The sequence below is a fragment of the Uruburuella testudinis genome (assembly GCF_022870865.1).
In the GTDB taxonomy this organism is placed as follows: domain Bacteria; phylum Pseudomonadota; class Gammaproteobacteria; order Burkholderiales; family Neisseriaceae; genus Neisseria; species Neisseria testudinis.
Genome location: NZ_CP091508.1, coordinates 41,956 through 64,452, shown reverse-complemented (window position 1 = coordinate 64,452; position 22,497 = coordinate 41,956). Strand labels below are relative to the sequence as shown.

Below are 22,497 nucleotides of genomic sequence, written 5' to 3'. Positions count from 1 at the left end.
GCATAAGGCCGTCTGAAAGCTGTGTATAGGCATAGCTTTATCCACAGATTTTCCTAAAGCAGAAAGTTTATCCACAATTATCCACCTATCGGAGCAATGGTTTCCCCCACACTTTCAGACGGCCTATTCTTTTGAAAAATAAAGTGAATCTGATTTATCCACAATAAAAACCGGCTTTCATTATCTATATCTTTAAATTAAATAAATTAATCATAATAATCATACACGGCCAAATTTTCGCGGGTTTGAAAAGCAAAATCTGGGCACTAAAGATTTTTCTTTAAATAACAACACACAAGAAAAGCCAACATTGTTTATTGCCCATCAATCGGTTAAAGTAAAAGGCTATAAACATCACAAACAGAAGGAACCCTGATGAAAGGCGACATCGGCGTTATCGGTTTGGCCGTAATGGGTCAGAACCTGATTCTCAACATGAACGACAAAGGTTTCAAAGTCGTCGCTTTCAACCGCACCACTTCAAAAGTGGATGATTTTCTCAACGGCCCGGCCAAAGGCAGCAATGTTATCGGCGCCCATTCTTTAGAAGAATTGGTCAGCAAACTTGAAAGCCCGCGCAAAATCATGCTGATGGTGCGTGCCGGTGCGGTGGTTGACGAATTCATTGAAAAACTGGTGCCGCTTTTAGATAAAGGCGACATCATCATCGACGGCGGCAATGCCAATTATCCCGATTCCACCCGCCGCACCCGCGAGCTGGCCGAAAAAGGCATTCGTTTTGTCGGCGCAGGCGTATCCGGCGGTGAAGAAGGCGCCCGCCACGGCCCCTCAATTATGCCCGGCGGCAACGAAGAAGCCTGGCCGCATGTGAAACCGATTTTGCAGGCCATCGCCGCCAAAACACCGCAAGGCGAGCCGTGTTGCGACTGGGTCGGCCGCGAAGGTGCCGGCCATTTTGTGAAAATGGTGCACAACGGCATCGAATACGGCGATATGCAGCTGATTTGCGAAGCCTACCAGTTTATGAAAGACGGCCTGGGCTTGAACCATGACGAAATGCACGAAATTTTCAAACTCTGGAACACCACCGAGCTCGACAGTTACCTGATTCAGATTACCGCCGATATCCTGGGCTTTAAAGATGAAAACGGCGCACCGCTGGTTGAAAAAATTCTCGATACCGCCGGTCAGAAAGGCACCGGCAAATGGACCGGCATCAACGCGCTCGACCTCGGCATTCCGCTGACACTGATTTCCGAAGCCGTGTTTGCCCGTTGCGTATCCGCATTTAAAGATCAGCGCGTTGCCGCCGCCAAATTGTTTGAAAGCCGCGTCACACCGGTTGAAGGCAGCAAAACCGAATGGGTGGAAGCCCTGCGCGAAGCCTTGTTGGCCTCAAAAATCATTTCTTACGCACAAGGCTTTATGCTGATCCGCGAAGCCAGCGAAGTGAACGATTGGGCGCTCAATTACGGCAACACCGCCTTGCTGTGGCGCGAAGGCTGCATCATCCGCAGCGCTTTCTTAGGCAATATCCGCGATGCTTATGAAGCCGATCCCGATTTGGTGTTCCTCGGTGCCGACAACTATTTCCGCAATATTTTAGAAAACTGCATGAGCGCCTGGCGCAAAGTGGTGGCCAAATCCATCGAAGCCGGCATCCCCATGCCCTGCATGGCTTCGGCATTAACCTTCCTCGACGGTTATACCACCGAACGCCTGCCTGCCAACCTGCTGCAAGCCCAGCGCGATTATTTCGGCGCCCACACTTATGAGCGCACCGACAAACCGCGCGGCGAGTTTTTCCACACCAACTGGACCGGCAAAGGCGGCGATACCGCATCCACCACTTATGATGTTTGATTAATGTCGGCAAACCGCATCGATTAATCGGTTTGGTTTTAAAGATAAGGCCGTCTGAAATATTTTGTTTCAGACGGCCTTATCTTATCCACAATATTATCCACAAATCCGAGCTTGCCGGATTGAGCGGATGATTACCTTTATCTGCATTATGCCACTACGTTTTGCGGCTTACCCGCAACAAAGCAATTGATGTTATCCACCAAAATATCAAACAGCCGGTTTTGCGCTTCCTGGCTGCCCCAAGCCATGTGCGGGGTAACAATCAGATTGGGCAACCGCGCTTTGAGCAGCGGATTGCCGTTGCGCGGCGGCTCTTCGGTGAGCACATCAAAGCCGGCGCCGCCGAGCCCGCCATATTTCAAAGCCGCCACCAGCGCGGTTTCATTGACCAGGCCGCCGCGGCCGCAGTTAATCAGAATGGCGCCGGGCTTCATCTGCTGCAATTCGGCTTCATCAATCATATCGGCGGTTTGTTCGTTGAGTGGGCAATGCAGCGACACCACATCGGCGTTGCGGATGGCTTCATCAAAAGCAACATAACCTTCGCGCACGCGGTCGGCATGTTTGTGTTCGCCGAAAATCACATTCATACCAAAGGCCCGAGCGTAACCCGCCAGCGTATTGCCGATGCCGCCGCGGCCGAAGATGGCCAGCGTTTTGCGGTTCAAATCACGCATCGGCGCGCCGAAATGGCAGAAAAACGGCGATTGCTCCCACAAACCGGCGGCAACATCGCGCTGATAAGCGGGCAGGTTGCGCATCAGTGCAATCATCAGCATAAAAGCATGTTCGGCTACCGATTCGTTGCCGTAAGCGCGGATATTACATACGGTTACCCCGGCGCTGCGGGCGGCTTCAAGGTCGATATTGTTGACTCCGGTAGCGGCAACGGCAATCAGTTTGAGCTGAGGATTAGCGGCGATGTGCTCGGCGGTAATCGGAACTTTGTTGCTGATCAGCACATCGGCACCGGCAATACAGGCAGCGGTATTAGCCGATTCAGTGCTGCTGAATTCGCGCAATTTATGTTCAAAATCAAAGCCAAACGGCCGATCTGCCAAGGTTTCACGCTCTAATACAGCAATATTCAGGCTCATCATCATCCTTTCTTATTGAAATAAAATATCTGATAGAAAAATTTTAAATGTAAATAAAAATAATCAACTGTACTTTTCATATGATAATCATTATTATTTGCTTATCGAAACAACAGCAGTTTGTCTTGCCGTTTCATACCCATTCAAAAAAGTAAGCAAACAAGGCAGCGAGCCGGTGCGGTAAGGTTACTTTTTGAATGAAGGGTTTCAGACGGCCTCCAAACCAAAAAGGAAGCACATTATGTTAAAAACCATCACTTTCGCCATTTTGCATTTCAGCGTGGCCTTCAGCGTGGCTTATCTGTTAACCGGCAGCATCGGTATTTCCAGTGCAGTGGCATTGATTGAGCCGATGGCCAACACGGTGGTGTTTTATTTTCATGAAAAAGCCTGGAACCGCTACGAGCGCAAAAAAGGCATTATGGCGCGCCGTAAAAAAGGCAAATTTCCGCTGCATCAATGCGTGGGCAACTGAATCTGATTAACCTGCCTATTGCAGCCATCTTGCCCCATTTTCAGCAGCTTGGAAAGGGCGGATGCGCAAACCGGCACGGCTGTTTTCAAAAACAGCCGTGCTCCGGCTGTGATTACCAATATGCTTTCGAGGCAAAATCTGCTACAGCAACACTAATCGCCAGCTCTGTGAAAAGAAAAACTTTATCGTACACACGGTTAGGTTTTCTTTTTAGGAAAGTATCTATCAATAAAATCATTATTTATTTCTCATTGGTTTATTTATATACTGCCCGACATCTACATTATTGCAATCAATAAGGAATGATGATGAGCAACAAAATGCCGGCGATTTTTATCGGGCACGGTTCGCCGATGCTGGCGCTTGAAGACAACCCGTTTACCCCGCAATGGCGGCGCGCGGCGCAGCAGATGCCGAAGCCGGAAGCAGTTTTGGTGGTTTCCGCACATTGGGTTTCAGACGGCGTGACAGAAACAACGGCAGACGCACATGAGCTGATTTATGATTTTTACGGCTTTCCGAAAGCCCTTTACCAAGTACGCTACCCGGCCAAGGGCAGCAGGCAGTTGGCAGAGCAAGTGCAGCAACAAATCAGCCAGCCGGCTGTTGCGGCAGACAACAAACGGGGTTTGGATCACGGCACCTGGGCGGTGTTGAAGCATATGTATCCGCAAGCCGATATCCCGGTGGTGCAGCTGAGCCTTGATGCAAATTTGAGCATGCAGCAGCACATCGAGCTGGCCAAACAGCTCAAACCGTTGCGCAAACAAGGCATTTTGATTTTAGGCAGCGGCAATTTAATCCACAATCTGCGTTTGATGGACAGGCAGCGCGCCGATGAACCATTTGCTTACGATTGGGCGGTGCGGGCGCAGGAAATTTTGCTGGCGCTGGTCAAGTCGGGCGATTTAGATGCGCTGGCAAACTATCGGGCGTTGGGCGGCGACGTGCAAAAAGCCATCCCGACCGCAGAGCATTATCTGCCGCTGCTGTATATTTTGGCCTTGCAGGAAAACGATGATGCGCTCGATATCTTCAATACCGGCTTTGTCGGCGGCTCATTGGATATGACTTGTGTGCAAGTCGGATAATACCCATTCATCAAAATAACCCGGTTGCGTTGGTTTTACCGGGTAATAGGTAAATGGATTGCAGCAAAACCGTTGCACTTGATTTGAATTTGCACATAAAATGTCGCTAGGGTGTCCTAACCATTCAAAATAATTCCGAATGGTCAAGATACCCTAGCGGCTGCGCGCCGCCCCATCTGCCTGCTGCCGGCAAACATACCCGGCAGCAGGTGCCCGCAAAAACCCCGACGCTTGAGTAAAAATATGAACCTGATTATTGAAGATATCGAAACCGGCCACGGCAAAGAAGCTGTGAAAGGCAAAGAAATCACCGTGCACTACACCGGCTGGCTGCAAGACGGCAGCAAATTCGATTCCAGCCTCGACCGCCGCCAACCGCTCACCATCGTATTGGGCGCCGGCCAAGTGATTCAAGGCTGGGACGAAGGCTTCGGCGGCATGAAAGAAGGTGGCAAGCGCAAGCTGACCATTCCGCCGGAAATGGGCTATGGCGCGCACGGCGCCGGCGGCGTGATTCCGCCCAATGCCACACTGATTTTCGAAGTGGAGCTGCTGAAAGTATACGAATAATTATCCACTTATGGGCAGGTGTGTAAAAACTTATGATAAAACATAAGTTTAAATGGTTAATACACAAGCTTTTCAAACACTTTTCCCTATAGTTGTCCACAGGCCGTCTGAAAGCAGGCAAAGCACCGGTTAACCGGCTTTGCCCCCGCTTTCAGACGGCCTGTTTTATTGTTAAAAAGATTAAAAGGGCTTGAAGAAAGCCGGCTGTGCATGTAAATCTAAATAACAACAAGCCCTTACGTTAATGCTTGACAGCTTTGGGCAGTTGCACCCGATTAAAATACACATAGAGGGAGAAACATGAATTTAGCCATCATTAAAAATATTCAAAGCATGCACGCCACCCCCAGCGTCACCATCACGCTACCCACCAACCGCACGTATCCCGACAATGAAAAAGATGCCATCCGCCTGAAAAATTTGGTGAATGAAGCTGTAAACCGCTTGGAGCAGGATTACGGCAAACGCGAAGCCGCCGCCGTTGCTGCCGGCATCAACCGCCTGGCCGACAGCGTGAGCCACCGCTATAATCTTGACGGCTTGGTCATTTTTGCCAGCGCCGATTATACCGAGCTTTTCCATCTGCCTTTCTGCCTGCCCGAGCGTGTAACCATTGCCGATCATTTTCTCACCCGCGATTTGGTTTATGCCCTCAACCGCAGCCCGCTTTATCTGCTTACCGTGTTGAGCGAAAACGGCACCCGCCTGTTTGTCGGCCATAAAGACGCGCTTGATGAAGTGGAAGCCTACGGTTTTCCCTTTACCCTTGAAGAAGAAATACCCGAAGCCGCTGTTAACCAAGACATCAGCCACGTGCGCGACCAAATGATTACCGATCAGATGCGCGAAGTCGGCGAAGCGCTGACCGAAGCGCAAAAACAGATTCCCGCCCCCATTGTGGTGGTCGGCGTCGACCGCAACATCGGCCATTTTAAAGAAGGCGCGCGCAACAGCAGCCAAGTGATGCTGTATATCAACAGCGGCCACAACAGCGACGGCACCCGCGAGCTGGCACAACGCATTTGGCCGCAAATCAAAGATGCACTGGCTCAGGCGCGTCAAAAAGTGATTGCCGAGCTGGAAAACGCCAAAAGCAATAATCTGTTTGTCGGCGGACTCAACGAAATCTGGCAAGCCGTTACCGACGGCCGTGCCGAAGTGTTGGTGGTGGAAGAAGATTTGCATATTCCCGCCGAAGTGAGCACCGACGGCCGGGAAATTACCGAGCTGCTGGCCGAATCGGCAGGCGGCAACGGCTATCAAGACATCGTTGACGAAATCATCGAAAAAACCCTGGCCACCGGCGGCCAAGTGAAATTTGTTGATAACGGCAGCCTGAAAACCATCAACCCCATGCGCGGAATGGCCGTGATTACCCGCTATTAATCATGATTAATGATATGAGATAGAGAGGCCGTCTGAAAGCGTTTTCAGACGGCCTCTCTATTTGCATGTTTATCCGTTATAATAAGCCCTTTCGGATAAATTACCCTAGGGTTTTCTGATGTATCATATATCATCATCTTTTTTGCGCTAAAAGCACACCTGCTGCGTTAACAAGCCTCGCAAGATGCCTCTTGCTGTGTTTTTTGCCCGGCATCTGCATTTCCAGGAGCAAAAATCCCCTCATATAACGATACATTAGCACACCTTTATCCGCCGCCTTCCTACCTAATAATACCCATGCAAAAAAAGGATAACCACCATGAACCTGCCCGCCTGCCCGCAATGCCAATCCGAATACACATACCACGACGGTGTGCAACTGGTGTGCCCCGAATGCGCCCACGAGTGGCAGGAAGGCGACAGCACCGCCGAAGAAAGCCTTGTGATTAAAGACGCCAACGGCACCGCATTGGCAGACGGCGATACCGTGGTGCTGATTAAAGATTTGAAAGTCAAAGGTTCTTCACAAGTTATCAAACAAGGCACCAAAGTCAAAGGCATCCGCCTGCAAGAAGGCGATCACGACATTGCCTGCAAAATCGACGGCAGCAGCATGAATTTGAAATCGGAATTTGTGAAAAAGGCCTAGGGTGCCCGGACAATTCGATTTACGGGTGTATTTTGCCCCTGAAAACGCATCTGCTGCGTTAAAAAGCCTCGCAAGATGCTCTAATCTTGCTGTGTTTTTTGCCTTGCGTCTGCATTTTTATCACAAAAAATCTGAATCATTCTGAATGGTCAGGACACCCTAGCTTTCTAACCATTCGTTGATAAGGAAATTTCACCCGATAAGCGCCGGTTGGAGAAAAGGCCGTCTGAACAAACGTTTTCAGACGGCCTTGATATATAATAACCGCACATTATTGGTTTACGGAATATCCGATGTCTGCACCCCAACCTACCATTGCCGCCATCGCCACCGCCCCCGGCCGCGGCGGCGTGGGCGTTATCCGCCTGTCAGGCAAAGATTTGCTGCCTTTGGCGCGAACCCTCAGCGGTGGCAAAACCCCCAAACCGCGCGTGGCGCTGTATACCGATTTTCTTGATTCGGAAGGCCAAGCAATCGACAACGGCCTGCTGCTTTATTTTGCCGCCCCCGCCAGCTTTACCGGCGAAGACGTGGTCGAATTGCAGGGGCACGGCGGGCCGGTGGTGATGCAGATGCTGTTGCAGCGCTGCTTAGAGCTGGGCGCGCGTTTGGCCGAGCCGGGCGAATTTACCAAACGCGCCTTTCTCAACAACAAGCTCGACTTGGCGCAGGCCGAAAGCGTGGCCGATTTGATTGATGCCGGCAGCCAAACCGCCGCCCGCATGGCCTTACGTTCGCTCAAGGGCGCGTTTTCCGAGCACATTCATCAGCTGGTAGACGATTTGATTACCCTGCGCATGCTGGTAGAAGCCACGCTCGATTTCCCCGAAGAAGACATCGATTTTCTCGAAGCCGCCGATGCCAAAGGCAAGCTGGCCGCACTGCAATCGCAGCTTGCCCAAGTGCTGGCCGGCGCCGAGCAGGGCGCGATTTTGCGCGAAGGCATGAACGTGGTGCTGGTGGGCGCGCCCAACGTGGGCAAATCCAGCCTGCTCAATGCGCTGGCCGGCGACGATGTGGCGATTGTAACCGACATCGCCGGCACCACCCGCGATACCGTGCGCGAACAAATTACCCTCGACGGCGTGCCGGTGCACATCATCGACACCGCCGGCTTGCGCGAAACCGATGACGTAGTAGAAAAAATCGGCATCGAGCGCAGCCGCAAAGCCGTGCAGCAAGCCGATGTGGCATTGATTCTGGTCGACCCGCGCGAAGGCATCAACGCCGCCACCCGCACCATTCTCGAGAGCCTGCCGCCGGCGATGAAAAAAATCGAAATCCACAACAAAATCGACCTTACCGGCGAAACCGCCGAAATGCTTTCAGACGGCATCCACACCCAAAGCGGCGCCGACACGCTGATCAAACTTTCGGCCAAACACAAAACCGGCCTCGAGCGGCTCAAACAGGCGCTGTTGCAGCAAATCGGCTGGCAGGGCGAAAGCGAGAGCCTGTTTCTCGCCCGCAGCCGCCATCTGCACGCCCTCAATCAGGCCGCCGCCGAGCTGGAAAACGCCGCCTTGTGCAGCCACAACCAAATCGAATTGCTGGCCGAACACCTGCGACTGGCACAATCGGCATGCAGCGAAATCACCGGCGAATTCAGCGCCGATGATTTGCTCGGCGTGATTTTTTCACGTTTCTGCATCGGCAAATAAAAAACAGGCCTATTGGACATTTGGGCGTAAGGGACAAAAAAGGTGCTATTTTTAAGAGATATTGCTCTAAGGGACATTTTAGGTGCTGTTAAGACCGTTTTTTAGAGAAATAATCTTTAATAAACCTAATCTTATTATCCTTTTCATGCCTTGATGGCAACGTAATTTTTGCTTCATATCCCCAAAGCAGCCTTCCAACATATTGCTTGTTTTAGGGATGCCCAATTCAGGAAATTGTTCAAAGGTAAACAGATAGCCCATATTTCGTTTTAAGCTGTTATACGCGCTTCTGAGCTTTTTGTGCGTATAATGGGACTTGCCTGTTTCTGCATGAACAGTGCGTTCGTTTAAGAAGCTTTTATATTTCTCAAACCGGCAGGTTAAAGCGTCTTCAAAATGAAGACGGTTGCTGCTTTTCAATGCCAATACCACTTCCCGTAATTCTTGTGCCGCTATGGTTTTAGGCTTACGGGGCAGGTAGCAGTTAACCGTTTTAACCTGATGGCATTGGCACAACTGCACCGGAATTTCAGGAAACATCTGCATTAACCCTTTCCTGCCGTCGCAGGTAATGCTCTGTATTGCCATGCCTTTTTCTTTGATTTTGCAGACTGCATCAACATAAAGCGCATTGGTTTCATATTTTACTTCATTAACCGATAAAACCTGTTGGCTGATGCTGTCAAACAAAATCATCACACCAAAACATCTGCCGAAATAGGTGGTATCCATAATCAGGTTGATGGCTGACGGTGCCGCAAAATCAGCTTTGGTTTTGACCTTGTTTAAATGCCGGGTGATGGTTTTTCTGCTGCAATGAAAATGCTCTGCGGGCTGTTTGGCAGTTTGTTTGCCGTCTTTTTTGGCCTTGTTTGAGCGGCAAAAAGGGCATTTTTTGTATTCAAAACCTTTGAATCCTTGAAATCCTTACAGGATACGGCTTTCAGCTATTTTCAGCACCTTTTTTGTTTCTTACGCCCAAAAATAATACCCACTCACAAAATTAGGCGTAGATTCAGATGCTTGTATCCGATCAATGGTTTGATATTCTTGTGACGCCAAATAATTTCAGCCGTCTGAAAAACGTCGGATTCTAAAATCCGACATACATGGCGTATAGCGTAAGTGCTGCTCACAAAAACCCCAAGCATGCAAAGGCCGTCTGAAAGAAAATGTTTTCAGACGGCCTTTGCATGTGGTGAAATGCTGCGGTTTACGGTTGGCGGATTTCGATATAGCCGTTTTGATGCAGCTCTTGCAGCAAGCCGGTGGTGGCCTGTTCGGCTTTCTGCTGGGCGATATACTGGCGCACGGCGTTGCGCTGGCGCTCTTCGGGGGTGCCCGAATCGCGGACATCGTTCAGCTTGATGATGTGCCAGCCAAACTGGCTGCGTACCGGGCGGCTCACTTGGCCGGGCTGGAGCTGGTGCACGGCATCTTCAAACTGCGGCACCATCACACCGTCGCTAAACCAGCCTAAGTCGCCGCCGTTGGCAGCGCTGCCGTCTTGCGAATATTGTCGTGCCAGCGCCGCAAAATCCACACCCGAACGGGCTTGGTCGTAGAGTTTGCGCACTTCGGCCTCTGCGGCGGCGGCGGCATTGCTGCTGTCGGCCTTAATCAGGATGTGTTGGGCGCGGTATTGGCGCACCGGCTCGCCTTCAGGCACGGCCACGCCCTGCTCGCGGGCGCGGCTGATAAAGGCATCGATTTCCGGCTCGCTCACACGGCTGTTCTGCATCACGGCCTGTTGCTGCACTTTTTGGGTGATGATGCTGTCGGCAATATTGCGGCGCACGGCGGCGCGGCTGATGCCGTCACGGGCAGACTGCGCATACAGGGCGGCTACTGTGGTTTTGCGTGCTTGTGCGGTATGCGCCAGCGCTTCATCGATTTCGGCATCGCTGGCGCCGAGGTTGCGGCGTTTGCCGGCCTGCACCACCAATGATTGGTTAACCAGTTGCTGCAACACCTGCCGGCGCAATTCTTCATCGCTGATCTGCGTGCCTTTGGGCAGGTTGCGGCGGGCGGTGGCCACTCCTTGGTTGAGGTCGCGGTAGGTAATCACTTCGCTGTCTACCACGGCGGCGATGCCGTCGACCAGCTTGATATCGGCGGCTTGGGCGGCAGAAAAGGCCAGGCCGGTTATGGCGGCCAGCATCAGGGGTTTGAATTTCATGGGTTGATGACCTCGTTGGTTTTGCTGTAGCCCGGAATGGCCAGGCGCAGTTGTTCGAAGGGGTTGTTGCCGATATTGCTCAAGTCTTTCAATTGCAGATTGAAGAATACGGCGTTTTTGCTGTCGTTCAAGCCGGTTACATAGCGCTGGGCCACCACGCTGGCGCTCCAGCAGCCGCAGCCGCTTTTGTATTCGACACCGGCCAGCAGCTCGAGCGGGCGCTTGACGTTGAGTGCGTAATTATAACGCGCCACCGCATAAATATTCTGCTTAATCGGCCATTGGGCGGCCAAATCGATTTGGCTGAGCTTGTCGTAAAAATATTCGCCGTCGTCTTGCAGATAGATTCTTTCATTGCGGCCGTATTTATAGCGCGCGCTCAACACTTTGCCGGCTTCGGGGTTGTAGCGGATGCCGGCGGCGAAGTTTTCCACCCGGGTTTGGTTTTGATTATAGTGGATGTCGGTATCGATGCGCACGCTGTTGCTCACATTGCCGTGGGCAAAGGCAATCCAATCGGAGCGGTTGCGTTGGTAGCGGCTCACGCTGCCGTCGAGCAAGACGTTGTCGTTTTTGATGTAAAACTTCTGACCGATGCCGGCGCGGAACAGCTCGGCGCCGGTGTCGGGGCGGAGAATGCGCGTTTGTACGGCGGTGGAAATGCTGTTGGCCGAATTGATGCGGTCGTTGCCCGAATAGAGGTTTTCGCGAAACAGCTGCTCATAGGTAAAGCTGTTTTCTGAGCTGTCGAAATTGGGCAGGTTGTTTTGCGATTTGGTCGGAATATAGTTGTAAAACAGGCGCGGTTCGAGGGTTTGGATGTAGTCGTTGCCAAAAGCTTGGGCGCGGCGCTCGAAAGTCATGCCTGAATCGATATTGAAAATCGGCAAAACACGGCTGTTGTGGCGGGTGGTCGAGCCATCGAAACGGTCGAGGTCGTAATAGGTGGCGTGCACACCGATTTTCGGGCGCACATAGGCCCATTGGTTGTGGAAATCCCATTTCACGCTCGGGTAAACCACCACGCGGTTGCCCGATTGTTTGTCGTCGTGCTCAAAGCGGGTAAATTGGCCGAATGCGTTGATTTGGGCATTGCCGATGTTTTTCTGCCAGCGTGAAGACAAACGCGGCATGATGGCATAAGGCTCGTCTTTATAGCCGCTGCTGTTGGCCAGCGTTTGGTATTTTTGCACGGTGGCGTAGCTGTCGAGCGTGCCGCCGCCGATACGGGTGTGGTGGTTCAGCCATGCCTGGCGGTTGAGGTTGACGCTTCTGGCAATATCGTTGCGGCCGTAAAAATCGCGGTAATAATCATCGTCCGACACTTGATTGTAATCGATGCCGCCTGAAAGCGAGGTGGTAAACTGCTGTTGGTGCTGCCATTTGGCATGATAGCGGTTGTTGTGTTCGCTGCGGCGGTCGTCGGGCATCCATTCGCCTTCCATCTGGCCGGCATAGGTGGGTTGCAGATAGCGGAACTGCCCGCCCAATTGCACGCCGCGGCTGCTGATGATGCCGGGGGTGATGGTGGCATCGTAATTGGGGGCAAGATTGAGATAATACGGCGTTTTCAATTCGAGGCCGTCTGAACCGAAACTGATGATGGGCACCAGCAGGCCGCTTTTGCGGTTGCCGTTGAGCGGAAAATCGGCCCACGGCGTATAAAGCACTGGCACGCCGCCAAACACCAGCGAGGCATTTTTGGCCACGCCGATGCCGGTGTTTTGATCGGCCTCGATGCTTTCGGCTTTGATATACCAGCTCGCATCGCCCGGCTCGCAGGTGTTGAATTTGGTGTTGATCAATTTATAGCGGCCGCTGCCCTGCATTTGGGCGCTTTCGCTCACGCTTTGCAGACGGCGGCCTTCGTGCTCCGATTCCATACGGGCGCCGGTAGCGGTGCCGGTGCCTTCGGCCAGGCTGTATTCGATATGCTCGCCGCTGACGGTGGTGCCGTTTTGATACAGGGTGAAGGTATTGCCGGCGGTCACGATGTCGCGGCCTTGGTCATAATCCACCCATTCGGCGTTTAACACCTGATTGTTGCGCTCGATAATCACATCGCCTTCGGCCCGCACGCGCACCTGTGTCTGCCCCTGCACCTCATCGGCGGTAATGCGGGTGTAATCGGCCGCCAAAGGCTCTTCGCCGCTGCGGCGGATTTCAGGCACGGCCTGTGCCGCCGCTTCGCTTTTCAGCTTTTCGGGCGAACATTTCAGGCAGGTGCTGCCGAGCGTCAAATCATCGGCGGCCTGCGCTGTGGCCAGCGCGCCAAAGCCCATGCTTAATGCCAGCACCAGCGGTTTTAATGAAAATAAACGAGCCAAAGTATCACCTTAAATCGGTTTTGCCAGTTAGAATAGCGCTTATTTTAACCTGAAAACCATCATGCAACGACAAACCGAATTAAAAAAATGGCTGGAAAGTGTTTTTCCCGGCCGGCCGTTCGAGCTGGCTTTTGCCGCAGCCGATGCCGACTTCCGCCGCTACTTCCGCGCCACGTTCGCTGAAACGCCGGTGTCCGAAGCCGGCGGCCGCACCGTTATCTGCATGGATGCGCCGCCCGAAAAAATGAGCGTGGCGCCTTATCTGAAGGTGCAGAAGCTGTTTGACATGCTCAACGTGCCGCAAGTTCTCGCGGTGGATGAGGCGCAAGGCTTTATGGTGCTCAATGATTTGGGCAACACCACGTTTCTGGCGGCGATGCAGCACGACGGGCGCGAAATTGCCCACAAAGCGCTGCTGCTTGAGGCGATTGACGAATTGGTGGTGCTGCAAAAAGCCGGCCGCGCGGGCGACTTGCCCGAATATGACCGCGAAGTGATGCTGCGCGAGATCAACCTCTTTCCCGATTGGTTTGTGGCCAAAGAATTGGGCAAAACGCTCAATTTCAAACAGCGCCAATGGTGGCAGCAAACCGTGGATACGCTGTTGCCGCCCTTGCTGGCGCAACCGCAGGTGTATGTGCACCGCGACTTTATCGTGCGCAATCTGATGCTCACCCCCGGCCGCCCCGGCGTGCTTGATTTTCAAGATGCGCTCTACGGCCCGATCTCGTATGATTTGGTGTCGCTGTTGCGTGATGCGTTTATCGAGTGGGAAGAAGAATTCGTGCTCGATCTGGTTATCCGCTATTGGGAAAAAGCCCGTGCTGCCGGCCTGCCCGTGAGCGCCGATTTTGATGAATTCTACCGTTGGTTTGAATGGATGGGGGTACAGCGCCATCTGAAAGTGGCCGGCATTTTCGCACGGCTTTACCACCGCGACGGCAAAGAAAAATACCGCAGCGAAATTCCGCGCTTTCTCAACTACCTGCGCCGCGCATCCCGCCGCTACAACGATTTGGCGCCGCTGTATGCGCTGCTGGTCGATTTGGTGGGCGATGATGAATTGGAAACGGGGTTTACGTTTTAAAGTGGTTTTGAGGCCGTTTGAATCATATTCATATAATGTTTCAGACGGCCTTTTATTATTGATGCAAAGGCCGTCTGAAATGTTTGACACCCATTCGCAAAAGCAAGCTGTAACTTTGGCAATTTTAATTCTAAAAGTCTTTTATTAATTTCTCTTATTAATTTCTCTGTTAAAACAATGAGATGGATTTAAAATTATCGTTTTTATCACTGAGGCCGTCTGAAAGCCTCTGCAACCATTTTCAGTGCCGCCCTAAAAATTAATGCCTGCGCTGAGTCTGCCGAACCGTTTCAGACGGCCTTTTATCTCTTTTTACCATGCCGCTTCAGCAAGCGATTCTCAATATCCGCTACAATCTGCGCCACAATATTCAATAACGCACTGATATTCCACACTATGGCTCACTTTTTTATCCACCGCCCCGTATTCGCCTGGGTGTTGGCGATTTTCATCACCTTTGCCGGGGCGCTGTCGCTTTTGACGCTGCCGCTGGAGCAATATCCCAATATCGCGCCGCCGCAGGTGTCGGTGCAGGCGCGCTATGGCGGGGCTTCGGCCGAAACGGTAAATGATTCGGTCACGCAGGTTATCGAGCAGCAGCTCAAGGGCTTGGACGGGTTGATGTATATGAGCTCCACCGCTGATTCGTCGGGGCAGTCGCGCACCACCCTCACGTTTGAGCCGGGCACGGATATCGATGTGGCGCAAGTGCAGGTGCAAAATGCCTTGCAGCAGGCGGTGAGCCGTTTGCCCGATTCGGTGCAGGCCAGAGGAGTGAGCGTGACCCGGGGCGGGCAGGACAGCTTGGTGACGTGGATGTTTGTGCCGGCAGATGCTGCGGTGCCGAGGGTGGCGATTACCGATTATCTGTCTACCAATCTGGTGGACGTGCTCGGGCGCATCGACGGGGTGGCCGAGGTGGTGCTGTACGGCAGCCCTTATGCGATGCGGATTTGGCTCGACCCCAACAAGCTGGAGCAATACCAGCTGATGCCTGCTGATGTGCGGGTGGCGGTGGAGCGGCAGAATGTGCAGGTTTCTGCCGGCCAGCTCGGCCAGCTGCCTTCGGTTGCCGGGCAGGTGTTGAATGTGCCGATTCAGGCGCGCGGCAAGCTGCAAACGGTGGCGCAGTTTGAAAATATTATTTTGAAAAGCAATCACGCCGGTGCGCTGGTGAAGATTAAAGATGTGGCGCGGGTGGAGCTGGCGGCAGAAAATGCGGATGTGCAAAACAAGCTCAACGGCCGCAATGCGGGGGCGCTGGCTGTCATCATGACCGACGGTGCGAATGCGCTGGCGGTGGCGGCGGCGGTCGAGGCGGAAATCCGCAAAATGGAGCCGGATTTTCCGTTTGGCATGCAGGCGCAAACCAGCCAAGACAGCGTGCCGTTTGTGAAAGCTTCGGTGCAGGAAGTGATTTACACCTTGCTGGAAGCCATCGTGCTGGTGGTGGTGGTGATGTATGTGTTTCTGCAAAGCTGGCGCGCCACGCTGATTCCGGCGGTGGCGGTGCCGGTGGTGCTGATGGGCACGTTCGGCGTGTTGGCGCTGTTGGGCTATTCCGTCAATATGCTCACCATGTTTGCGCTGGTGCTGGCCATCGGTTTGCTGGTAGACGATGCGATTGTGGTGGTCGAAAACGTAGAGCGGGTGATGCACGAAGAAGGGTTGGATGCGAAAACCGCCACCGAAAAATCGATGCGCGAAATTTCTTCGGCATTGGTGGGCATCGGCATGGTGTTGGCGGCGGTGTTTGTGCCGATGGCGTTTTTTCCCGGCTCTACCGGTGTGATTTACCGCCAGTTTGCGGTAACGCTGATTGCGGCAATGGGCTTTTCGGTGCTGGTGGCGCTAACGTTGTCGCCGGCGATGTGCGCACAGTTTTTACAGGCGAAAGCGCACGATACGGCAACCGGCGGCTTGTTCAGACGGCCTTTTCAATGGTTTAACCGCGGCTTTGCGCGCTTGGCGGAAGGCTATGGCCGCACGGTGGCCGGATTGCTGCCGCGTTCTAAAATCATGTTGGCGGCGTTTGCGGCGGTGTTGGCCTTGTGCGCGGGTTTGTTTGCCTGGCTGCCGACTTCGTTTCTGCCCGAAGAGGATCAGGGCTTTTTAACCGTGAGTGTCACCATGCCGCCGGGCACCACCGATGAGCCTTTGCAGCGGACGATGAGCGAATTGGGCGCATATTTCCAACAGCAACCCGAAGTGCGCACGGTGTCGGCGATTACCGGCATCGGCGGCAACCAAGGCTTCGGGCGGATGACGGTGCGGCTGAAGCCTTGGCGCGAGCGGCCGGCGGCCAATCAAAGCGCCGCCGCATTGGAGCAGCGCGCCGCCCGCCTGTTTCGCGGCCGCACTGATGCGCGCATTTTCGTGAGCCTGCCGCCGGTGGTGCGCGGCCTCGGCTCGGCGGGCGGGTTGAGCTTTGTGATTCAAGACAGCAACGGCGCCGGTTATGATGCGCTGGTGGCCGCCAAAGACCGCTTTATCGAGCTTTCGCGCAACAACGCCTATCTGCGCAGCGTGCGCACCAACAATCAGGATGCCCGCAGCCAGTTGGCGGTAGACATCGACAATGAAAAAGCAGCGGCCCACCAAATCGCTCCGGAAGCGGTCAACCAGCTGCTCAGCGATGCGCTCGGCGGCACCTATGTCAACGATTTTATCCACAACGGCCGTGTCAAACGCGTGTATATTCAAGGCGATGCGCCGTTTCGCATGCAGCCGCACGACATCGGCGCCTGGAAAGTGCGCAATGATGCCGGGGCGATGATTCCGCTTGCCGCATTCAGCAACGTGCGCTGGGATGTTGCGCCGCCGCAGCTGCTGCGTTTCAACGGCAGCCCAGCCATGGAAATGCAAGCCGCCGCCGTGGCGGGGGTGAGCTCGGGCGATGCCATGCGCGAAGTGGCCAACATCATGGCGCAGCTGCCGCACGGTTTTGATTATGAATGGACGGGCGCTTCTTTGCAGGAGCAGCGTGCCGGTGCACAAGCGCCGATGCTGTATGTGTTGTCGGTTTTATTTGTGTTTCTGTGTTTGGCCGCCCTGTATGAAAGTTGGAGCGTGCCCTTGGCGGTGATTCTGGCTGCCGCACTGGGCTTACTCGGCGCACTCGCCGCCACTTCGCTGCGCGGCTTGAATAATGACATATTCTTTCAAGTCGGCCTGCTCACCACCGTCGGGCTGGCCGCTAAAAACGCCATTTTGATTGTCGAATTCGCCGTGCAGCTGCAACAACAAGGCCGCAGCATCGCCCAGGCGGCAATAGAAGCGGCCAAACTGCGCCTGCGCCCGATTGTGATGACCTCGCTCGCCTTCGGTTTCGGCGTATTGCCGCTGGCGCTCGGCAGCGGCGCCGGTGCTGCCGGCCGCATCGCCATCGGCACCGCGGTATTGGGCGGCACGGTGATTTCAACCGTTTTGGGTTTGCTGTTTGTGCCGCTGTTTTTTGTGTGGGTGCGCACTTGGGTGCGAAAGAAAAGCAAAGCTCGGGCGGCAGAGATATAATGGCGGTTTGATGGCCGTCTGAAAAATGCAGGGGCGGATAAACTTGTTTGGCAAAGCGGTGTCGGATGTGAGAATCCGGTCTTTTGAGCGCGGTAAGTTGCATCCGGCCTGCCTCATACCCATTCACAAAAGTAAGCGAACAAGGCGGCGAGCCGAAGACAGTACACACGTACGGCAAGGCGAGCCAACGCCGTTAGGTTACTTTTGTGAATGGGTATCAGGCCGTCTGAAAAGCTTCAGACGGCCTTTTTCAGACGGCCTGCCAACCCCTTAATCATTTAGAAACAAGCTTATGAATCTACTCGGTGCGCTGGCGAAAGTCGGCAGCTTGACCATGGTGTCGCGCATACTCGGTTTTGTGCGCGACACGATTATTGCGCGGGCGTTTGGCGCGGGTATGGCGACGGATGCGTTTTTTGTGGCGTTCAAGCTGCCGAATTTATTGCGGCGGATTTTTGCCGAAGGGGCGTTTGCGCAGGCGTTTGTGCCGATTTTGGCAGAATACCGGCAAACGCGCTCGGAAGAGGCCACGCGCGAATTTGTGCGCCATGTGGCGGGCATGCTGTCGTTTATACTGGTTATCGTGACCGCCATCGGCATTGTGGCGGCGCCGTGGGTGATTTATGTGTCGGCACCCGGCTTTGCCAAAAACCCGGATAAATTCGCGCTGTCGGTGGATTTACTGCGGGTGACGTTTCCGTATATTTTGCTGATTTCGCTCTCGTCGTTTGTCGGCTCGATTCTCAACACTTACCACAAATTCAGCATCCCCGCGTTTACGCCCACGTTTTTGAATATTTCGTTTATCGTGTTTGCGCTGTGGTTGGCGCCTTATTTCGAGCCGCCGGTGATGGCGCTGGCGTGGGCGGTGTTTGCGGGCGGTTTGCTGCAACTGGGCTTCCAACTGCCGTGGTTGTTTAAACTCGGTTTTTTGAAAATGCCCCGGCTGGACATTAAAGATGCGGCGGTCAATCGGGTGATGAAACAGATGGCGCCGGCGATTTTGGGCGTGAGCGTGGCGCAGATTTCGTTGGTGATCAACACTATTTTCGCTTCGTTTCTGCAATCGGGTAGCGTGTCGTGGATGTATTATGCCGACCGCCTGATGGAGCTGCCCACCGGCGTGCTCGGCGTGGCCTTGGGCACGATTCTGCTGCCGACTTTGTCGAAACATGTGGCCAGCAACAACACACAGGAATTTTCTGCCCTGCTCGATTGGGGCTTGCGCCTGTGTATGCTGCTGGCGATGCCGTCGGCAGTAGCGCTGGCGGTGTTGGCGTTCCCCTTGGTGGCGACCTTGTTTATGTATCAAGAATTTACGCTCAATGATGCGCTGATGACGCAAAATGCGCTGATTGCCTATTCGTTCGGCTTAATCGGCCTGATTGTGATTAAGGTGCTCGCACCCGGTTTTTATGCACGCCAAAACATCAAAACGCCGGTAAAAGTGGCGGTGTTTACGCTGGTGGTCACCCAATTGATGAACTTGGTGTTTATCGGGCCGCTGCAACACGTCGGCCTGGCGCTGGCCATCGGCTTGGGCGCGTGTTTGAATGCGGGCTTGCTGTATGTGTTGCTGCGGGTGAAAGGGCTGTATCAGCCGGGCGCGGGCTGGAAAACGTTTATTGCCAAGCTCGTGTTGGCGCTGCTGGTGATGGGCGGCGGCCTGTGGGCGGCGCAAACCTATCTGCCGCTGCAATGGGTGGGGGTGCACGGTTTGCAGAAAGTGTTGCAATTGGGCGGATTGGTGGCTTTGGGCGTGGCGCTGTATTTCGGCTCGCTGCTGGCTCTGGGCTTCAGGCCGCGCCATTTTAAGCGCTCGGAAATATAACCGGTGCGGCAGACAACAGGCCGTCTGAAAACAGATTTTCAGACGGCCTGTTGTTATTTTTTCGAATGGGTATTATCGTTTATAATACCCATTCAGACGGCCTGCCTGTCCGTCGAAATAACTAGCCGCTAAGCACAATGCCGCATCTACAAACCGCAAGCGGTGGCATACAATAAAAACCGTTGTAAAAGAATATACTACACCACACCAAAGCGAGCACCGCCATGTTAACCGATGCATTCGGCCGCACCGTAGACTATCTGCGCATTTCCGTGACCGACCGTTGCGATTTGCGCTGCACCTACTGCCTGCCCAAAGGCTTCAAAGGCTTTTCCGTTCCCAAAGAATGGCTGAGCATTGAAGAGCTCGGGCGGGTGGCGGCTGCGTTTGCGCGGCTGGGCACCAAGCGCTTCCGCCTCACCGGCGGCGAACCGCTGCTGCGCAAAGGCTTGGCCGATCTGGCCGCCGAAATCAACCGCCAACCCGGTGTGGAAGACATTTCGCTCACCACCAACGGCACCCAATTAGGCAAACAAGCTTACGATTTACGCGCCGCAGGTATACGCCGCCTCAACATCAGCCTCGATTCGCTGCGCGGCGACTGCGTGAAAGACATCACCGGCAGCGACTGCCTGCCGCAAGTGCTCGACGGCATCAAAACCGCCAAACAAGCAGGTTTTGAGCGCATCAAAATCAATATGGTGCCGCTCAAAGGCATCAACGATATCGATTTGGACGACATGGTAGCGTTTTGTATCGAAAATGGTTTTATCCTCAACCTGATCGAAGCTATGCCGATGGGCAGCACCGGCCAGGCACACGCCAAAGTCAGCCTGCAACCCGTGCTCACCGATTTGCAGCAGAAATTCGGCCTCACACCTTATGAAGGCAAAATCGGCGGCGGCCCTGCGCGCTATTGGCAAAGCGGCAGCGGCGATTTCACCCTCGGCCTGATTACGCCGATGAGCCAGCATTTCTGCGCCACCTGCAACCGCGTGCGGCTGTCGGCCACCGGCAATATCCATTTGTGTTTGGGGCAGGAAGACAAAGTGCCGCTGCGTGATTTGCTGCGCGACGGTTGCAGCGATGCCGAGCTGGAGCAAGCCATCCGCAACGCCATGATGATGAAGCCGGAAAAACACGAATTTGTGGAAAACCCGCACAAAATCATCCGCGTGATGGCCCTCACCGGCGGTTGAGCGCGCACCCTTTAACTGATGCCGTCTGAATTTTTCAGACGGCATTTTGTATGCCCGCCGGCGTGTTTTGCCTGTGTTGAAAATTGAATAGCCAGACAAACCAAAAACTGCCATACTTTCATTAACGCCGACATCATATTGAATCTTGATGGCATTTCCCGCCATACCCTCTCATCCCCACCCACAATTGCCGCCGGGCAGGCGGCGCCGACTTTGTCAGGAGCCCGTCATGAACACCTTACCCCACATTGGTTTTCTCGGCCCGCAAGCCTATATGGCTAAGGCCATTGCCGACATGAGCACCCGCATGACCGTGCACAAACTCTATCCGCAAAGCTGGGATGAAGACGAAATGGATGCGGTTGCCGCCGAATGCCGCCGGCTGGGCATCGGCGTGGTGGCCGGGTTTGCCCAAAAAGACGCCTTCCACCACATTCTGATTAACGAGCGGCTGGGCAACACCGCCCCCTTGCGGCTGGCCTTTCTCTACTGCATGAACAAATACCTGATGCGCACGCTGGAAGCCGACCCGTTTTGGTTTGATGCCGTCGACCCGCTGCATGAAAGCGATGAAGAAATTATCGCCAAAATCAAAGAATGGCCGTTTATGCTGAAAAACACTTCATTGTCACTCGGGCGCGGCATTTTCAAAATCAAGAATGAACGCGAACTCAAAGCCGTATTGGCCGATTACCGCGCCGACACCGGCTTGCAGGCATTGATTGCCCATCAAAACCAAACCTTTATGCAGGGCATAGCTGCCGAAGCGCTGCCGCCTGTGGTGCCGCCGTTTATCGCCGAACACATGGTCGACATGAACAGCGCCATCGAATACTGCTACGAAGGCTACATCACCACAGAAGGCGAAATTGTTCACTATGCGCTCACCGAAGAAATTTATTTTTCCAACCATCAGGCTTTGGGCTATCTCACGCCGCCGATGAGCATCGATGCTGCCGCCGCCAGCAAAATCGAAGCCTGGGTCAACAACTATATGGGGCGCATGGCTGCGCTGGGCTATGTCGGCCAGTTTTTCAATCTCGAATTCTGGATGATGCCAAACGGCAGCATCGCCTTAACGGAAATCAACCCCCGCGCCGCCCACAGCTATCACTACAACTATCTGTATTCGTTTGGCAATTCGCTATATGAAGACAATCTGGCGCTGGCCGCCGGCGGGCGCAAACTGCCCGGCAAAACCCCGTGGCAGAAATGGCGCGACGGCGACGATTTCCAATACACCCTGATTGTATTGATTACCGGAAAAACCACCGGCAAAGTGGCCGATATTCTCGATTACGACTATGTCGATGCCTTAGAAAACCGCGAAGGCATCCTGATCCGCCACAACCGCGGCCGCAACGACATCCTGACCGACAGCGACATGACCGCTGCCGGTGTGATGCTGCTGCAACTGTGGATTACCGGCGCTACGCAGTCAGACATGATTGCCAAAGAGCGTGAAATCCGCAGCAAGATTTACCGCCAAGCGCAGGCAGAAGCCGGTTACCCGCCTTATTGGCAAGTGCCGTGAAACATACCGCTTTCTGCAAACCAGGCCGTCTGAAAGGCGGCTTCAAGCAGTGTTTTCATACCGTTCAGACG

General features: G+C 53.8%; 15 protein-coding genes and 1 pseudogene. 12 read left to right on the top strand and 4 right to left on the bottom strand.

What is annotated here, in order from left to right:
* Positions 1–375 precede the first annotated feature (375 nt).
* Positions 376–1,824 (top strand): decarboxylating NADP(+)-dependent phosphogluconate dehydrogenase, encoded by a 1,449-nt coding sequence (gene gnd, locus LVJ83_RS00280; protein WP_244785215.1) that lies wholly within the window; start codon positions 376–378, stop codon positions 1,822–1,824.
* A gap of 149 nt (positions 1,825–1,973) precedes the next feature.
* Here gnd and LVJ83_RS00275 read toward each other — a convergent pair whose 3' ends face one another.
* Positions 1,974–2,927 (bottom strand): D-2-hydroxyacid dehydrogenase, encoded by a 954-nt coding sequence (locus tag LVJ83_RS00275; protein ID WP_244785214.1) that lies wholly within the window; start codon positions 2,925–2,927, stop codon positions 1,974–1,976.
* Positions 2,928–3,165: 238 nt separating this feature from the next.
* Between LVJ83_RS00275 and LVJ83_RS00270 the strand changes: the two genes are divergently transcribed.
* From LVJ83_RS00270 to mnmE, 6 genes are all read left to right on the top strand, one after another.
* Positions 3,166–3,399: a DUF2061 domain-containing protein gene (locus LVJ83_RS00270; protein ID WP_244785213.1), complete on the top strand. Its 234-nt coding sequence runs from the start codon at positions 3,166–3,168 to the stop codon at positions 3,397–3,399.
* 308 nt (positions 3,400–3,707) lie between these two features.
* Entirely contained in the window at positions 3,708–4,490 is a 783-nt protein-coding gene (ygiD, locus tag LVJ83_RS00265; RefSeq protein WP_244785212.1) for a 4,5-DOPA-extradiol-dioxygenase, read from the top strand.
* A 243-nt stretch (positions 4,491–4,733) separates the two neighbouring features.
* The gene (locus LVJ83_RS00260) at positions 4,734–5,060 is read left to right on the top strand and encodes an FKBP-type peptidyl-prolyl cis-trans isomerase (protein ID WP_244785211.1); all 327 of its coding nucleotides are present in this window, start codon (positions 4,734–4,736) and stop codon (positions 5,058–5,060) included.
* Positions 5,061–5,360: 300 nt separating this feature from the next.
* Positions 5,361–6,446 (top strand): AOC03_06830 family ribosome hibernation factor, encoded by a 1,086-nt coding sequence (locus LVJ83_RS00255; RefSeq protein WP_244785210.1) that lies wholly within the window; start codon positions 5,361–5,363, stop codon positions 6,444–6,446.
* A 319-nt stretch (positions 6,447–6,765) separates the two neighbouring features.
* Positions 6,766–7,095 (top strand): zinc ribbon domain-containing protein YjdM, encoded by a 330-nt coding sequence (locus LVJ83_RS00250; RefSeq protein WP_244785209.1) that lies wholly within the window; start codon positions 6,766–6,768, stop codon positions 7,093–7,095.
* Between the two features lie 293 nt (positions 7,096–7,388).
* Positions 7,389–8,756: a tRNA uridine-5-carboxymethylaminomethyl(34) synthesis GTPase MnmE gene (gene mnmE / locus LVJ83_RS00245; protein ID WP_244785208.1), complete on the top strand. Its 1,368-nt coding sequence runs from the start codon at positions 7,389–7,391 to the stop codon at positions 8,754–8,756.
* A gap of 78 nt (positions 8,757–8,834) precedes the next feature.
* Here the strand turns inward: mnmE and LVJ83_RS00240 are convergent.
* The 3 genes and pseudogenes from LVJ83_RS00240 to LVJ83_RS00230 form a co-directional block, all read right to left on the bottom strand.
* Positions 8,835–9,605, bottom strand: a pseudogene (locus tag LVJ83_RS00240) (IS256 family transposase, variant Zn-binding type); the annotation flags it as partial.
* Between the two features lie 364 nt (positions 9,606–9,969).
* Positions 9,970–10,935 carry a peptidylprolyl isomerase gene (locus LVJ83_RS00235; RefSeq protein ID WP_244785207.1) on the bottom strand — a complete coding sequence of 322 codons (966 nt, stop codon included), beginning with the start codon at positions 10,933–10,935 and terminating at the stop codon, positions 9,970–9,972.
* Complete coding sequence (locus tag LVJ83_RS00230; protein ID WP_244785206.1) at positions 10,932–13,262, bottom strand: LPS-assembly protein LptD; 2,331 nt, start codon at positions 13,260–13,262, stop codon at positions 10,932–10,934. The genes LVJ83_RS00235 and LVJ83_RS00230 overlap by 4 nt, the downstream gene beginning before the upstream one ends.
* A 61-nt stretch (positions 13,263–13,323) precedes the next feature.
* On the opposite strand from LVJ83_RS00230, the gene amgK reads away from it, so the two are divergent.
* The 5 genes from amgK to LVJ83_RS00205 all read left to right on the top strand — a co-directional run bounded on the left by amgK (position 13,324) and on the right by LVJ83_RS00205 (position 22,426).
* A complete protein-coding gene (gene amgK / locus LVJ83_RS00225) occupies positions 13,324–14,349 on the top strand; it encodes an N-acetylmuramate/N-acetylglucosamine kinase AmgK (RefSeq protein WP_244785205.1) in 1,026 nt (341 codons plus the stop codon).
* A gap of 396 nt (positions 14,350–14,745) precedes the next feature.
* Positions 14,746–17,862 carry an efflux RND transporter permease subunit gene (locus LVJ83_RS00220; protein ID WP_244785204.1) on the top strand — a complete coding sequence of 1,039 codons (3,117 nt, stop codon included), beginning with the start codon at positions 14,746–14,748 and terminating at the stop codon, positions 17,860–17,862.
* A 292-nt stretch (positions 17,863–18,154) separates the two neighbouring features.
* Positions 18,155–19,693 (top strand): murein biosynthesis integral membrane protein MurJ, encoded by a 1,539-nt coding sequence (gene murJ / locus LVJ83_RS00215; protein ID WP_244785203.1) that lies wholly within the window; start codon positions 18,155–18,157, stop codon positions 19,691–19,693.
* A 224-nt stretch (positions 19,694–19,917) separates the two neighbouring features.
* Positions 19,918–20,892: a GTP 3',8-cyclase MoaA gene (moaA, locus tag LVJ83_RS00210; protein WP_244785202.1), complete on the top strand. Its 975-nt coding sequence runs from the start codon at positions 19,918–19,920 to the stop codon at positions 20,890–20,892.
* Positions 20,893–21,121: 229 nt separating this feature from the next.
* Positions 21,122–22,426 carry an ATP-grasp domain-containing protein gene (locus tag LVJ83_RS00205; RefSeq protein WP_244785201.1) on the top strand — a complete coding sequence of 435 codons (1,305 nt, stop codon included), beginning with the start codon at positions 21,122–21,124 and terminating at the stop codon, positions 22,424–22,426.
* Positions 22,427–22,497: the final 71 nt, after the last annotated feature.

Coding starts and splice junctions, on each gene's coding strand:
- gnd (WP_244785215.1), top strand. CDS start 376: ATGAAAGGCGACATCGGCGTTATCGGTTTGGCCGTAATGGGTCAGAAC.
- LVJ83_RS00275 (WP_244785214.1), bottom strand. CDS start 2,927: ATGATGAGCCTGAATATTGCTGTATTAGAGCGTGAAACCTTGGCAGAT.
- LVJ83_RS00270 (WP_244785213.1), top strand. CDS start 3,166: ATGTTAAAAACCATCACTTTCGCCATTTTGCATTTCAGCGTGGCCTTC.
- ygiD (WP_244785212.1), top strand. CDS start 3,708: ATGAGCAACAAAATGCCGGCGATTTTTATCGGGCACGGTTCGCCGATG.
- LVJ83_RS00260 (WP_244785211.1), top strand. CDS start 4,734: ATGAACCTGATTATTGAAGATATCGAAACCGGCCACGGCAAAGAAGCT.
- LVJ83_RS00255 (WP_244785210.1), top strand. CDS start 5,361: ATGAATTTAGCCATCATTAAAAATATTCAAAGCATGCACGCCACCCCC.
- LVJ83_RS00250 (WP_244785209.1), top strand. CDS start 6,766: ATGAACCTGCCCGCCTGCCCGCAATGCCAATCCGAATACACATACCAC.
- mnmE (WP_244785208.1), top strand. CDS start 7,389: ATGTCTGCACCCCAACCTACCATTGCCGCCATCGCCACCGCCCCCGGC.
- LVJ83_RS00235 (WP_244785207.1), bottom strand. CDS start 10,935: ATGAAATTCAAACCCCTGATGCTGGCCGCCATAACCGGCCTGGCCTTT.
- amgK (WP_244785205.1), top strand. CDS start 13,324: ATGCAACGACAAACCGAATTAAAAAAATGGCTGGAAAGTGTTTTTCCC.
- LVJ83_RS00220 (WP_244785204.1), top strand. CDS start 14,746: ATGGCTCACTTTTTTATCCACCGCCCCGTATTCGCCTGGGTGTTGGCG.
- murJ (WP_244785203.1), top strand. CDS start 18,155: ATGAATCTACTCGGTGCGCTGGCGAAAGTCGGCAGCTTGACCATGGTG.
- moaA (WP_244785202.1), top strand. CDS start 19,918: ATGTTAACCGATGCATTCGGCCGCACCGTAGACTATCTGCGCATTTCC.
- LVJ83_RS00205 (WP_244785201.1), top strand. CDS start 21,122: ATGAACACCTTACCCCACATTGGTTTTCTCGGCCCGCAAGCCTATATG.